16 protein-coding genes are annotated in these 14,771 nt (G+C 35.8%); 9 read left to right on the plus strand and 7 right to left on the minus strand.

Annotation, left to right across the window (positions count from 1 at the left end):
- The first annotated feature begins 3 nt into the window (after positions 1-3).
- The 4 genes from AC3B5D_RS08645 to AC3B5D_RS08660 are packed head-to-tail and all read left to right on the plus strand — an operon-like array spanning position 4 to position 3,253.
- A complete protein-coding gene (locus tag AC3B5D_RS08645; protein WP_489840423.1) occupies positions 4-762 on the plus strand; it encodes an NEAT domain-containing protein in 759 nt (252 codons plus the stop codon).
- A 6-nt stretch (positions 763-768) separates the two neighbouring features.
- On the plus strand, positions 769-1,629 hold the full coding sequence (locus tag AC3B5D_RS08650; protein WP_489840422.1) for an ABC transporter substrate-binding protein: 861 nt from the start codon (positions 769-771) through the stop codon (positions 1,627-1,629).
- 9 nt (positions 1,630-1,638) lie between these two features.
- Positions 1,639-2,580 carry a FecCD family ABC transporter permease gene (locus AC3B5D_RS08655; RefSeq protein WP_489840421.1) on the plus strand — a complete coding sequence of 314 codons (942 nt, stop codon included), beginning with the start codon at positions 1,639-1,641 and terminating at the stop codon, positions 2,578-2,580.
- Positions 2,567-3,253: an ABC transporter ATP-binding protein gene (locus tag AC3B5D_RS08660; protein WP_489840420.1), complete on the plus strand. Its 687-nt coding sequence runs from the start codon at positions 2,567-2,569 to the stop codon at positions 3,251-3,253. Before AC3B5D_RS08655 ends, AC3B5D_RS08660 begins: the two co-directional genes overlap by 14 nt.
- 497 nt (positions 3,254-3,750) lie before the next feature.
- Here the strand turns inward: AC3B5D_RS08660 and AC3B5D_RS08665 are convergent, their stop codons facing one another.
- Both AC3B5D_RS08665 and AC3B5D_RS08670 read right to left on the minus strand, forming a co-directional pair.
- Positions 3,751-4,278: a GNAT family N-acetyltransferase gene (locus AC3B5D_RS08665; RefSeq protein ID WP_489840419.1), complete on the minus strand. Its 528-nt coding sequence runs from the start codon at positions 4,276-4,278 to the stop codon at positions 3,751-3,753.
- A 106-nt stretch (positions 4,279-4,384) separates the two neighbouring features.
- Positions 4,385-4,801: a GNAT family N-acetyltransferase gene (locus tag AC3B5D_RS08670; RefSeq protein ID WP_489840418.1), complete on the minus strand. Its 417-nt coding sequence runs from the start codon at positions 4,799-4,801 to the stop codon at positions 4,385-4,387.
- A 598-nt stretch (positions 4,802-5,399) separates the two neighbouring features.
- On the opposite strand from AC3B5D_RS08670, the gene AC3B5D_RS08675 reads away from it, so the two are divergent.
- Genes AC3B5D_RS08675 through AC3B5D_RS08685 form a run of 3 tightly spaced genes read left to right on the plus strand, consistent with a single transcriptional unit; the run spans position 5,400 to position 7,943 of the window.
- Positions 5,400-6,140 carry an ABC transporter ATP-binding protein gene (locus AC3B5D_RS08675; protein ID WP_489840417.1) on the plus strand — a complete coding sequence of 247 codons (741 nt, stop codon included), beginning with the start codon at positions 5,400-5,402 and terminating at the stop codon, positions 6,138-6,140.
- Entirely contained in the window at positions 6,118-7,281 is a 1,164-nt protein-coding gene (locus AC3B5D_RS08680) for an ABC transporter permease (RefSeq protein WP_489840416.1), read from the plus strand. The genes AC3B5D_RS08675 and AC3B5D_RS08680 overlap by 23 nt, the downstream gene beginning before the upstream one ends.
- Before the next feature lie 17 nt (positions 7,282-7,298).
- Positions 7,299-7,943, plus strand: a complete 645-nt coding sequence (locus AC3B5D_RS08685; RefSeq protein ID WP_489840415.1) for a TetR/AcrR family transcriptional regulator — start codon at positions 7,299-7,301, stop codon at positions 7,941-7,943.
- Between the two features lie 80 nt (positions 7,944-8,023).
- On the opposite strand, the gene AC3B5D_RS08690 is transcribed toward AC3B5D_RS08685, so the two are convergent.
- The 5 genes from AC3B5D_RS08690 to rpmH all read right to left on the minus strand — a co-directional run bounded on the left by AC3B5D_RS08690 (position 8,024) and on the right by rpmH (position 11,245).
- Positions 8,024-8,848, minus strand: a complete 825-nt coding sequence (locus AC3B5D_RS08690; protein ID WP_489840414.1) for a sugar phosphate isomerase/epimerase family protein — start codon at positions 8,846-8,848, stop codon at positions 8,024-8,026.
- A 160-nt stretch (positions 8,849-9,008) separates the two neighbouring features.
- Entirely contained in the window at positions 9,009-9,638 is a 630-nt protein-coding gene (gene lepB, locus AC3B5D_RS08695; protein WP_489840413.1) for a signal peptidase I, read from the minus strand.
- 147 nt (positions 9,639-9,785) lie between these two features.
- Complete coding sequence (locus AC3B5D_RS08700) at positions 9,786-10,619, minus strand: YidC/Oxa1 family membrane protein insertase (RefSeq protein ID WP_489840412.1); 834 nt, start codon at positions 10,617-10,619, stop codon at positions 9,786-9,788.
- 25 nt (positions 10,620-10,644) lie between these two features.
- Complete coding sequence (gene rnpA, locus AC3B5D_RS08705) at positions 10,645-11,001, minus strand: ribonuclease P protein component (protein ID WP_489840411.1); 357 nt, start codon at positions 10,999-11,001, stop codon at positions 10,645-10,647.
- A 109-nt stretch (positions 11,002-11,110) separates the two neighbouring features.
- Entirely contained in the window at positions 11,111-11,245 is a 135-nt protein-coding gene (gene rpmH, locus AC3B5D_RS08710; protein WP_002828338.1) for a 50S ribosomal protein L34, read from the minus strand.
- A gap of 699 nt (positions 11,246-11,944) precedes the next feature.
- On the opposite strand from rpmH, the gene dnaA reads away from it, so the two are divergent.
- Together dnaA and dnaN are read left to right on the plus strand one after the other, a co-directional pair.
- Positions 11,945-13,351, plus strand: coding sequence for a chromosomal replication initiator protein DnaA (gene dnaA, locus AC3B5D_RS08715; protein ID WP_489840410.1), 1,407 nt, complete (start codon positions 11,945-11,947; stop codon positions 13,349-13,351).
- A gap of 201 nt (positions 13,352-13,552) precedes the next feature.
- Entirely contained in the window at positions 13,553-14,683 is a 1,131-nt protein-coding gene (dnaN, locus tag AC3B5D_RS08720) for a DNA polymerase III subunit beta (RefSeq protein ID WP_489840409.1), read from the plus strand.
- Positions 14,684-14,771 lie beyond the last annotated feature (88 nt).

The following is a 14,771-nucleotide window of genomic DNA, read 5'->3' on the forward strand; positions in this document are numbered from 1 at the left end:
CAAATGTTTCATAATAAATATCTTCGAGCAGTCCTTGGACTATTCGCATTAATACTTTGTATGTTTGGTATGCAAACTGCTGTTCATGCAGACTCATATACTGTTCCTATGCAAGTACTAGAAAATGGTACATCTAATACTTCTTATGCAGCAGCGTACTTTTCACATTCTGCCACAGTGACGGCGAACGGTAATAATACTTATACTGTAACGTCAACTGTGACAACTGGTAAAGATCTTGGTGACTATCCTGTTCAAGTACTGAACATTGATGGTGCAGGAGCAAATGTATCACGTAGCCAATCTGGTAATTCACAGACGATTACTTATAGTTTCGTGACATCAAACTTAAGCGCTCGTCACAATGCTGCAATTAAAGTTGATGTCGACAGTATTAATTACCATCATAACTACATTGTTGGTTTAGTATTAGATACATCTAAAGTACCTGCTGCCTCTACATCAACATCTTCTAGTCAACAGGTTAATTCACAATCCAGCAGTTCATCAGTCACAACAAATAGTACAAGTGAATCTGTCACTAGCTCAAGTTCTCAAAATGACAATGACAACACTAATGCAGTAAGTAGCAAGTCGTCATCAACTAACAAATCAACTTCAAAAGCAAAACATAAAACTCAAGTTACTGAAGAAAAACATAAAGATCAGGGTACGCAACTACCAATCGTTGGTATCGTTGGCGGTGGCTTAGTCTTAGGTATCATTCTTGGTCTTGTCTTTAATTTGAAGAAAAAGAAGTAAGTGACGATGCGAAAACAACAAAAAATATTAACTATTTTATTGTTAATACTATTAATTATTAGTGCTGGCTGGATTTGGCTAATGATGCGGCCAGTTCATGAAACGACAACTTCAAAGCGAATTATTGTGACAACAAATGCACAATCCCAAATATTTGATAAGTTAAACGTGCCTTTAGTAGGTGTACCAACACCTGGTGATCAACAATCGCTACCTAAAAAATATCGTGATTTACCACAAGTAGGTAATCATGTGGCACCAAACTTGGAAAAAATTGGTCAATTAAAACCTGACTTGGTGTATTTAGATACGGCGATTGCTTCTGATTATCAGCAAAAGTTAGATAGTGATCATATTAAACATCAACAGTTGAACTTTAATACATTATCGAATTTACAGTCAGCAATTACTTCTCTTGGTAAAACTTACCATCGAGAAACTGCTGCTAAAAAATTAAATCACACACTGTCGTTACCACAACAACATACCAAACATCATCAAAATGTCTTGTTATTAATGGGAATGCCCGGTGGCTCATTCTTAGTTGGTACGAAACATAGTTATGTCGGTGATTTAATTACTAAAGCTGGTGGTCATGTGGTTGGCAATGGTTCCAGTCCGTTCGTCACGATGAATGCTGAACAAATTGCCCAAACGCAACCAACGGTCATCATCACGATGGCTCATGCAATGCCTGGTAGTGTTTTCAAAAATTTTGACTCACTGTTCACGCAATCAACATGGCAAGCAATTCCTGCCGTTAAAGAAGGTCATATTTACCGAGCAAAGGAACCAACATTTGGTATGACTGCTAATTTAAATGCGCCTAAAGCTTATCAACAAATTCGTACTTGGCTTAAAAAATAGGAGGCGATCATGTCAAAATATTATCGATTTATTTTGGCCATCTTAGTGGTTATCAGTATCATGGTCGCACTTGTCGTTGGTAGTACACCAATTTCTTTGATGAAAATTATTCAAGGTAATCATGACACTTGGCAATTAATGATTAATTACCGGTTACCAAGAATTCTTGTCGCGGTATTAGGTGGGGCACTCATTGGTATTAGTGGGTTATTGCTACAAAGCGTTTTACGCAATCAACTTGTGGATACATCTATTTTAGGTATTATGAATGGTAGTCAATTTCTATTGATTGCTTTCTTGGTACTTTTACCACATTTGTTAAACGTCAACGTTTTGCTAAGTAGTTTTGCTGGAGCAGTATTGACAGCCGTTTGGTTCGTTGTACTACCAAAACATCAACCACCATTGCGTCTAATTTTATTGGGAATTGCAACAGCCATGACTTTTCAAGCACTCACTAATATTGCTAGTGAAGGTTTGGGAGTTCCAATACCCTCACTAAGTACGGTGAGCTGGCCACAAGTCATGCAATTATTCATGATGACGATTATTGGTTGTATCCTGATCACTGTTGTTTGGCCAAATTTGAAATATTTTGCGCTTCCTTCTCGGCAAGTCAAACTACTTGGTATTTCAGAAGAGAAAACGATTTGGTTCATCCTGCTGGCAATTGGTTTATGGACAGGGGCACTAACCAGTCTCATCGGTATAGTGTTCTTTCTAGGGGCCATCTTGCCAGAAATTGCCCGTTTTATGAGTCCGAAACAACAAAGTCAGCAGTTAATCTGGCCTACCGCTTTATGGGGTAGCTTGTTATTGCTTAATGCTGATACCATTGCACGTACAGTCATGGCACCCAAGGAACTACCCACCAGTGCCATTCTATTAGCAATTAGTGGCCCGTTATTTGGTCTAATGTTAATCAAAGGAGGTCATCATGCTCAACCTTGATCATCTTTCCTTTAGTCGTGGTAATCATCAGTTATTAAATAATGTATCAGCGTACTTACCTGAGCATCAAATTACTGCATTGATTGGTCCAAATGGCGTTGGTAAATCAACTTTAATTCAATTACTAACCAACGAACTGCAACCCGACCATGGTTCAGTCATTAGTCAAGCCAAGCACGTTGCTGTATTATCTCAACATAACCAGTTATACGAACCCTTAACTGTGTATGAATTACTACAACTTAGTCAGGCAACGATGGATACAGAAGTCATCGAAACCTTGCAATTGACGCCGTTATTAAATCAACAAATGTCTGATTTATCCGGTGGACAACAACAGCTTGCCTGGTTAGGATTCGTGTTACAACAACAACCAGATTTATTGATTTTAGATGAGCCAACAACGTTTTTAGATTTGCATTTTCAAGAACGATTCTTAAAAACTTTGCAACAACTACAAGTAAAACGACAAATGACCGTTTTAATGGTGCTTCATGATTTAAATCAGGCATTCCGGTACAGCCAACACATTTGGTTATTACGGCGCTCTGCTGACCTAATCAGCGAATCTGCTATCCTAATGCAAAAACAAATAGATTTGCTTTCTGAAGCATTTGATACCCCGCTACAATTGCTCAAAATAGCCGACCAAACAATCATTCAACCAATTTAGGACGATTATTTGGTTAACAGATAATGGATGTATTTTGAGATATACCTAAAAAGGTAAATAGCTTAAACTTTAAGCAGCTGAATTTTTCATAAATTTGGCTGCTTTTTTGTATAATTTTACAAGTTAAAACTATCTTTAAAGGTAATTACATGTGTAGACGAATCATTTTAAAGTTTCAAAAATTATAGACGACACGTTTAATGGTTTTAATCTTGTTATTTGTACCCACAATAAAAATATTTAAAAACCAATATAGTGTATAAAAAAAGAGATAAGTACAAAAGTCTAGTTAAAAAGAAAATATCCAAACTATAATTAAATGACGAAAATTATTAATTTCATCATACATAATTCGAATATTTAATTTTTTTACTTTTGTCCCAATCTCTATTGGATTTTAGATTTTAAGGCTCTCACCAGTCTCGTTTCACAAATTTATTTTCTTCGTAAATCAGGACTATGAGGATTTTAACATACGAGAATGTTACCGTAAAAAATTACTTTGTCCATTCTGAACGTAGGATACCATATTTAACAAAATCCCAATACTGTCCTTGCCAATAACGAACCTGGCGCACTTCAGCTTCTTTTTTTAGAGCCAAACTTTCAGCTAAAGCAACCATGCGATAGTTACCTGACCATGTGGTTAAACCAATATGTGGTAATGATGTTGCCGCAAATAATTCATCTATCCATTGTTTTAAAGCAATTTTCCCAATACCTTGGTGTTGTACAGATTGTCGATAAATGACAATTCCCACGTCAAGCCAATGGTTTAATGGCTTATCTTCATAGTTGGCCGTAACCATTCCAGTCATTTTACCATCTGCCCAAATGATTTTACGTAAAGGATTATTTAAATAAGTATTTTCCTGAGTTAAATCAGTAAAAGCCTCTTTTGTCGGTATTTTATTGGGAAAATATGGCTCATTCCATTTAGTCCATTCAGCGTTGGGATCACTAAAAGCTAGTTCCCAAAAAGCTGATAATTCATTACTTTGTAGTTCTTTCAAAGTGATTATCATATGACTCCTCCATAGGCAAGATAAACTTGTTCCAGCATATTTTTACTCTCTTTTATCTGTGTTTGAATAAAATTAAATAATTTGTATTTACAAAGTAAGCGATTGACTAAAACTTTAAATATTTCACGAAGTCTATACGGTCAATTCCTGACTGGGGAACATCTTTAATAACTCCAAGAATACGGTAGTCCATTTTTTTATAAAATTCAGGCGCTAAATCTGTATAAGTTGTGAGGCGTATGACCGTTCCATCATTTTCTTTAGCAAATTTTTCAACTTCTGCGACTAAGTTTGTGCCGATAGCTTGACCTCTAAATTTTTCATCAATATAAATATCTTGAAGCCAAAATTCAGTACCAAATTGACTAAAGGTCACGCCAGCCTTGAAATTACCATTGCTGTCTTTAACAGAAAACGCATATTTTTTATTTGTGACTTCCAAACCATTTTTATGGTCAAATTCTTCAAACTTTTTCTCAAGTGTTTTTTCTAATTCATCGTAATTAACCATATCAAATAGCATATACTCCCACTCTCGCTTTTCTTAAATTTTTTGAACACAAACAAATAGTTAGAGTAATTATACTCTAAAATAAATATTTGTTTGCTATTTTTGATTTAAAGTGAGAATGCAGTCAAGTGTTAGGTGTGGCGATTTTTTATGGACTTTACAAAAAATGTTACCCATTTTTGATGGAATAGATCGCCATACCGAAACGGTTGAAAGTTAAAGTTAAACCCAATTTTTCTTTGAATATGTTTGAAGTCAATTTTATTTTCTATATGACTAAATCTCTTCATTATCCAGTAATAGATGCAACGATTTCATATCTTTTGATGGTATTGGCGCTTTAATTGCTGAAATTATCCGAATTTTGGCAGGTATAAGCGCAAAATTATCACCTTTAAGTCAAGAAAAATAACAACTGAATACAATATTTGAGGCTCATATCTATAATGGGACAAGTCATAAGTATCATGTTTTTACTATGTTTAACCTACAAAACAAGCTAATCTTTTTACATTCTTTCAGTGTCATGTTACGCTGACACCGAAGGAGTGAATGCTCACTCACTTTTAAAGGTAATAATGTCACAAAGAATAATCAGAGGGGTGACAACATGGGAGAAATCATTCAAATAAAAGATCTTGCCCAAGGTTATGGGAAAAATATTGTTATTAGCGATATTAATTTATCGATTGTATCTGGTGAAATTTTAGGCTTAATTGGTCCAAGTGGTTCGGGGAAAACCACGCTCATTAATACGATCATGGGCATGTCGAAACCCAAAAAAGGATCTGTTACTGTATTAGGGACAGCTATGCCTAATCGCGAAATATTGGCTAGAATTGGCTTTATGGCGCAAGCTGATGCTTTATATGAATCATTAACTGCTCGAGAAAATTTGATTTTCTTTGGACAAATGCAAGGTATGAATAAAAAAGCGTTACCAACGCAAATTGACTATGCAACAAAAGTTGTTAATTTAGATGAAGATTTAGATAAACAGGTGAGTGACTATTCCGGCGGTATGAAACGACGCTTATCTTTAGCCATTGCTTTAGTTGCCAATCCAGAAATCCTCATTTTGGATGAACCAACTGTGGGCATCGATCCTGAATTAAGACAACAAATTTGGCAAGAATTACACAGATTAAGTCATGAAGGCAAAACAATTCTCTTAACGACCCATGTCATGGACGATGCTGAAGAATCAGACAGTCTGTTGATGATTCGCAATGGTGTCGCCATCGCGCAGGGCCAACCAGCCAAATTAATAAAAGAATATAAAGTTAACAGTGTTGAGGAAGTCTTTTTAAAAGCAGGGAGGGATCAAGATGCGCACACTAGCAATGATTAAGCGAATTTTACAAGAAATGTTGCGAGATAAACGAACTTTAGCCATGATGTTTATCGCACCCTTACTGATTCTTACTTTGATGTATTTTCTTTTTCAATCTAATGACGATCAAACAGCAGATTTAGCCGTTCGAAATGTTGACACAACGCTTGTGAAAGCCATTAACAATGACAATTTGAAAATACATCATATCTCTTCCGATGATTCGGCAAAACAATTGATCCATGATCATGACTATGCTGCTGTCATGACACAAAAAGACAATAAATTAACTTTAACGCTACAAAATAGTAATCAAACCAAAAGTTCAATTATTAAAAAAAGTTTGCAAGCCGGTCAAGTTAAGCTAAAAACACAGGCTTCAGTAACGGCTTTAAAAACACAAAAAGAAGCGATTCAAAAATTACAGCAACAGCTAGTAATACTTGCAAAACAAACTGGTACGCAAGCAAATGTTCAAACCACATTACCTGAACAAAAAAATAATGCAACGAAATCCTATTCGGTTAGCACACACTACATTTATGGTGACAAAGACACGAATTTTTTTGATGCTTTCTTGCCAGTTATGATGGGGTTTGTCGTCTTTTTCTTTGTTTTTTTGATTTCAGGAATCGCCCTACTACGTGAAAGAACAACCGGTACGTTAAAGCGTCTATTAGCAACACCCATCAAACGTGGTGAAATTATTACTGGCTACTTAAGTGGTTATGGTATTTTTGCGCTGATTCAAACACTATTGATTATTGTATATAGTATCTACGTTTTTGATATTCAAATCTTGGGTAGTATTTGGCATGTCATCTTGATTAATGTTCTAATGGCTACGATTGCCCTAACAATGGGCTTATTTATTTCAACTTTTGCAACATCAGAATTCCAAATGATGCAATTCATTCCAATTGTTGTCATTCCACAAGTCTTCTTCTCAGGAATCATCCCCATCGACCAAATGGCGGGCTGGTTACAAGCAATTGGCCATGTTATGCCACTCTATTATGGTGCCGATGCAATGAACGCTGTTGTAACTAAGGGATTTGGTATCACCCAAATTTGGCCAGATCTATTAGCATTATTAGCTTTTACTGTCCTATTCTTGGTCTTGAATCTCAATGGTATGCGCCGTTATCGTGAAGTTTAGGGGGGATTAAATTATTTATGACTAACAATATTTCAACACTATTTAATAAAAGCCTGACTGAAATGAATATTTCTGATAAACAAAAAGCCGTTTTGCAAGCATGTTTGATGCTATTTTCTGAAAAAGGCTTTGAAAATACGAGTACTAGTGATATTGCCAAGTTAGCTGGTGTCGCAGAAGGCACCGTTTATAAACAATTTAAGACCAAAAAAAAATTATTACAAGTTGTGATTGATTCAATCATTAATGAAGTGATGCCTAATGTTGCAAATGAATTTATCAATGAACTAACAAAACTAAAAGTTCCTCACTTTCAAGAATTTTTACAAAATATCATTCAAAATCGACTACAATTTTTTATTAATAATTTGCCACAAATTCGTATTTTGATTCGTGAATCAATGACTAATGACAAAATTCGCCAACAAATTATCAAAAATATTTCTAATTTGAACTTGGAGAAATTAAGCATAATTTTTGAATACTATCAACAACAGGGTCAAATCGTTAATTGGCAGATCAGTCGAACATGCCAATATATTCTAGGAACCATTGGTAGTTATCTTGCACCGTTAATTTTTTCTACGAACTATACGATCGATGTGACTCGTGTTAGTCAAGAAGCAGCCGAATTTTTAATGAGAGGGTTGCGTCCCGCATAAAAAAATTTCTCCTAGAAATTAGTAATAGAAACTCATATTATTTCTACTGTTAATTTCTGTGAGATGATAACGAAAATTACTTATTTTAATGCGCTTTGGTGTTCGCAAACAATATGTGTTAAGTATTGATGACTGGCAATCATCTCTTGGCAATGCCATTGATCTGCTAAGTTAATTTCATAGATGCAACTAGCTGACGGATTTATCTCATCAATAACGCGCTGCCAATCCACTCGTCCTTTGCCTAATGGTAGACTATCATGATCTTTTCCCATCGAATCAACCAAATGATAGTGTTTCACTTGCGGCTTCAGGTGTCGTAAGCTTGCTATCAGTGCATCATTATCAGCATGAACGGTAATGAACGCATGACTAATATCAAATGCCAAGGGGAAGTTCGCTTGAACGATTCGATTCTCTATTTCAGGATCACCATATCCGTAAACTGGTGAGATACCATTTTCAAAAACAACATGTTCGGGCGCAATTTCTCTTAACCGATCCATTTCATGAAAAACGGCATCTTGAGCGAGTGCAATCGTTGGCCACTGATTTGTAATATCACTCATAGCAGACTTATAAGCGCCATGCACTAGGGCATAGCTATTGGTTTGTGCTGCCAATTTTATTAAACGTGCTGCACTTTGAATAACAAATTGATACAGATTTGGGTTTACTGCTGGATTCGTATATAGCTCACAACGTTGATTGTGCCATTTCATAGGATGATGAAAAACGATGTGAGGCACTTGATCATTAACATATGAGACCATCTTTAAAAAGTGTTTCCAACCATCAGTTGTAAAATCTTGATCCGTTAAATGAAATTCAAAGACATCAGGATGATATTGTAGTCGATCATCAATTTGACGTTTATTCGTACTAGCCTTTAATCCTAATTGCATAACAGTACCTCCATTCACCCTTAGTATACACTGTTTAAAATGGCACGATTATTAATCGTCACCGTGTTAAGACGTTAAAAATAACTGTTGTTTTCACAAAATAAGAGGTTGGAACAAAAAAACATGTTCCAACCTCTTATTTTTCTAATTTCAATTTTACTTATTCAAAATATGATTTCCAAGCCGTATTAATATTTTGTTTCTTAGTTGTATTTCCCCAGAATGGCACTTTAACAACCCCAAGCACTTTATTATTATCGACAAATCCCCAATAACGAGAATCATTAGAAACTGTTCGATGATCACCTAACACAAAGTATTTACCAGCTGGCACTTTAACCGTTTTTTGACCTGTCCAACCTTGACGATTACCTAATTGCTTAAGTGATTGCCAATTACCAACTTGATTGACTGTATTGGTTGCTAATTGTTCAGATTCAGAAATATATTTTTGATCAACAACTTTTCCGTTGACTTTTAGAACACCGTCAACAGCACTAACCGTATCACCAGGCAATCCAATAACACGTTTTACATAGTCCTTACTTTCAGTTGCTGTTGGATCTTCACCATGAGCATCAAATACGATGACACTACCACGGTGAATCGTCTCTGTTTTTAATTTATCAGTTCTAAAAACAAAGACGCGTTCGTTATTGGTTAGATTTGGTTCCATTGACGCACCATCAACTCGAACCATGGTAAACCAAACAGACCTTATCCCAAAAGCGATAAGTAATCCTAACAGAATTGGAATAACCCAAGACATTAATTCACGAAATGTTTTCATGGGTACGCTCCTTACACATAATATTATTAATGCTTAATTTTACCATAATTCTAACCATAGAGGTGCTAAATTAAAAATAGATTAAGATGACCAAACAAAAAAACAGTCACGAATGATTTCGTAGACTGCTATTTTAGATAACTTATATTAACGCTTATGGCGACGGACCGCTTTACGAATAGCACGCTCTTTAGCACGTTCAGCTTCTTTCTTTGCTGCACGCTCTCGTCGAATCTCAAATGGATTTTGAATCGTCCACGTTTGGGCAACTTGGAATGCATTTGAAATCACCCAGTAAAGTGACAAGGCAGAAGGTACTGAGATCGCAAAGATAAAAATCATGATCGGCATGACATATGTCATTGACGTTGTCATACCATTTTTTTCTGGTTGACCCATCATAATCAAATATGATGACGCAAAGGTAAATAGGGCGGCCAAGATTGGCAAAATAAAGTAAGGGTCACGCTCACCCAGCTGTACCCAGAAAAATGTGCCTGTTTCCAATACTTTCGTTGTTCGAATAGCCGTATATAGCGCAATTAAGATTGGCATTTGGACAAGCAGTGGGATAAAACTGGCAAACGGATTAACACCAGCTTCCTGATATAACTTCTTTTGTTCAGCTTGCATTGCCTGCATTGTTTCAGGATCACGACTTGAATACTTTTGTTGTAATTTTTTTAATTCAGGTGCAATCTCTTGCATCTTACGCGTTGAACCAGTTTGATAAACCATCAACGGTAAAATCAATAACCGAATCAATAACGTAAAAATAATAATACCAAAACCATAGTTATTGCCAAACCAGGCTGATACACCCAATATTGAACGTGAAAAATTAGCGATAATTATACCACGCCAAAAACCATTTCCTGTAACATGCCCATCATACATGACGGCCGCAACTATCATGATCAACAACGCAACAATTGCAGTAATAGCCGAACGCATGGTAAACATTTTTTTAGCAGTCTGCATTCGTTCTCTCCATATATAGTAGTTTTTATTCCGCTTCATCATCGACAAAAACATTTGCCAATTTAAAAACGTGTTCTAAATTCTTTTTAATGATCGCCATGTCTTGATCATGTGCTGCTGGTCGCGCTATCACAAGGATATCAATATCCGAACGCATTTTGGGTTTGAATTCCAAAACACTTTGTCGAATACGACGCTTTACCCACACACGCTCATGACCACGCAAACCAACTTTCTTAGAAATTGAAATCCCTAAACGAAAGTGGGTTGGTTGTTCACGCCTCATTGTGTAAACAATAAACATTTTATTTGCGACCGAGTGATGCTGCTCAAAAACTAGTTGAAAATCAGCTTCTTTTTTTACACGGTAACTCTTACGCATTTGTTTTTGCTCCAAACTTTTTCACGACAAAAGAAAACGCATGAATCGGCCCAAATAGCCGACTCATGCGCGATCATTATCAGTAATCCTAATAGAAGGCCTGACCTAATTAGGCTGACAATACCTTGCGGCCCTTTTGGCGGCGACGTGCTAGCACCTTGCGACCGTTGCTAGTGCTCATGCGCTTACGGAAACCATGCACACGTTCACGGTGACGCTTCTTAGGTTGGTATGTACGCTTCATATGAATACACCTCCCATTCGTAGTTAGATTTGGCCTGCGGTTGGCATGGCCAAACCACAATTCGTATCCAATTGTACCATTACCGATACGTCAAATCAAGAAAATTAAGTCATTTAGATAATCTTTATGTATTTTAAATTGCGGATAATGCGTGATTAATATTTTCCTTAAAAAAAACTTTATATTTAGAAGCACCTTTTTTTTAAAGAAGTTTTCCAAAAACTAACAGAGCGTTATGTTAATAAAAAGAGGTAATCTAACAGAGTGTTAGGTGAGTTTTCCCCACAATCCACAGTTTTTCCACATGTTCCACATATTGGGAAAACCTTCTAACACATACCCTGTGGATATGTGGATAACTATTTTAAAAACTGTACTATCAACATTCTGTTGTTAACAATTGCTTGTAAATTTCTCACTTTTCCCCTAAGTTATCCACACTTTCCAGAATTGGGTCATTATTTTGTTTTACATCCAGTTGATAACTTAAATTAAGATTTCCACAGCCTGTGAATCTACCAAAATGTTACTTAATGAGGCGAAAACATTGATATAATAGGCATATTCCTTGTGGAAAACTTATTCACTTGCTGATAAAATGAACTTTGTCGAATTGTGCTATCTATAGAAAATAGATTCAGCAAACGTCCTGTGGAAAACCCACAAAAAGATAAATTAATTTTTTAAGGAGGTTACCAAATGGATCCTATCCAACTTTGGAATGCCATTAAAGAAGAGCTCCGGAATTCAATTTCACAAGGCTTTTCATACACAAACTATGTTGATACATTGAAACCGTTGCAACTGGTTGAAAATGAAAATAATACGGTAACCTTACAGTTAACAACGGCATACGAACAAGTCGCAACTGAATGGTTAAATGCAAGTAGTTCATATTATCAAGCATTCATGCAAGCAGCAATGACTGCCACACTGAACTTAACTGGTAAACCAACCTTCATTATTCCTTCTGTCACATATGTTTCACCAACACCAACGACGTTATTCGATTTACCAGATGATGATGAACAGCTAACACAACAAGGTAAAGCCAATTTAGCTTCTGAATTTGTGACGCAATCGATTTTAAATCCAGAATTTCGATTTGAAACATTTGTTTCTTCTGACGAAAATCGCGAAGCTTATGCTGTTGCACAAGCCGTTGCCGATAAGCCAGGAACACAATGGAATCCTTTACTCATTTATGGTGGTGTTGGTTTAGGAAAAACGCACTTGATGCAGGCTATTGGTAATAAAGTGCTTGAACGCACACCAAATGCTAACGTCAAATTCATTACGACTGAGGACTTTATCAATGATTTTACTGAAGCATTGCGTCGTGGTCAGAAAGAAACTGAAGCCTTCAAGCGTGAATATCGATCAACTGACTTACTAATGGTAGACGATGTACAATTCTTAGCTGGTAAAGAAAAAATCCAAGAAGAGTTTTTCAATACATTCAATGCCATTACACGTGAAAATCATCAAATCGTTTTAACATCTGATAAATTACCAAAAGAAATTCCTGGTCTAGAAATGCGATTAGTCACCCGTTTTGGTCAAGGTTATTCTGCTAATATCACAAAACCTGATCTACCAACACGTGTTGCTATTTTAAGAAATAAATCTGATTTAGAAAATCTAAGCATCCCAAATGATGTCATTGATGAAATTGCAGCAGCCGTTGATACCAACGTTCGTGATCTAGAAGGTGTCTTCAATCAAGTTGTTGGAAAAATGCGTTTTTCAAATGTGCCAATTACCGTTGAAACAGCGCGTACTATATTGGAAACAATGAATTTCAAGCGACAACGAGCCATCACGATTCCATTGATCCAAGAAGCTGTTGCTAATTTCTTTAATGTCACTGTCCAAGATTTAAACGGGAAAAAGCGTAATAAAGAAATTGTTGTCCCACGTCAAATCGCAATGTATATCGCTCGCGAATTAACACAGGATTCTTTACCACAGATTGGCCGTGCATTTGGTGGTAAAGATCATACGACTGTTATGCATTCTACGGAAAAAATTGAGAATGCCATCGAAAATGATAGTATTCTAGCTGAACAAGTGCAAAATATTCGTGAAGAATTGAGCAATGGGTAAGAAAGTGCCTTGTGAATAATTCACTAATCATTAGCTAGTTATCCACAGATTTATATACATAGACCAATAATTGGTATAATGGTATAGGTTTGAGTTATCCACAACTTCCACACCCCTTATTATTATTATTATCTTTTTATTTATAATTAAGTAAGGCAGAACGCATTTCATAATTATGTTTTTGTACATTGAGGAGATCTTATGGAATTTACTATTAATCGAGCAGCTTTTATCAAAGCAATGAATAATGTTAACCGGGCTATTTCATCACGAACATCAATGACAATCTTAAAGGGAATCAAATTAGTTCTTGATGAAACCGGCCTAACATTAACAGGATCAAACACTGATATTTCAATTGAAATCTTAATTCCAGTTAATGATGATGAAGCAAAATTACAAATTGTTGATTCAGGAGCCATTGTTTTACCAGCAACCTTTTTTTCAAATATTGTCAAACGACTACCAGGCGAAAACTTTAAATTAACAAATTCAGCAGGTTTACAAACAAAAATTACGTCTGAAAATGCAGAATTTGATATTAATGGGCAAGATGCGAATAATTATCCACATTTACCAGAAATTGAAGTTCGTAATAATTTGACATTATCTGCAGACACATTAAATGAAATTATTGGACAAACTGTGATTGCGGTTTCAAAACAACTTAGCCAACCAATTTTGACAGGTGTTCATTTTATTTTGGCAAGTGGTAATTTAACAGCTGTTGCAACTGATCGTCATCGTCTTGCACAACGTACTGTTGGTTTCGATGATTCTGATGTTAATGCAGACATTATTGTGCCAGGAACATCACTAAACCAATTACAAGCAATGTTGGATGAAGTTGAAAAAGTTGACGTTCGTGTTGCTGAAAATCAAGTTATTTTTCAATTAGGGGAGAACACAACTTTCTATTCACGCTTGTTAGAAGGTAATTATCCTGATGCATCACGTTTAATTCCAACAGAAAAAAGAACAACGTTGACGATTAATGCACGTGATTTACTACAAACGATCGAACGTGCAGCTTTGTTAAGTCATGAAGGTCGTTCAAATGTTATCCAATTTACAATTAATAGTGATAAATCATTGATTTCATCAAACTCACCTGAAGTCGGTCGCGTTGAAGAGCAAATTTTTGCTGCTGAAACAGCCGGGGATGATTTAACTATTTCATTTAATCCTGATTATATGCGTGAAGCATTACGTTCATTTGGTGATGAGCAAATTCAAATCGGATTTAAGACAGCATTAGATCCATTTACATTAGTGCCAACCAATAATGAGACAAATTTCATCCAATTAATTACACCAGTTAGAACTTACTAAAACATTTAAAAAGCCGAAAAATGCTATTTGACGACAAAACAGTATTTTTCGGCTTTTTTATTTAAATTAGGTTAAACAACCTGAGACA

The sequence above is a fragment of the Weissella sp. ESL1177 genome, from assembly GCF_058107185.1.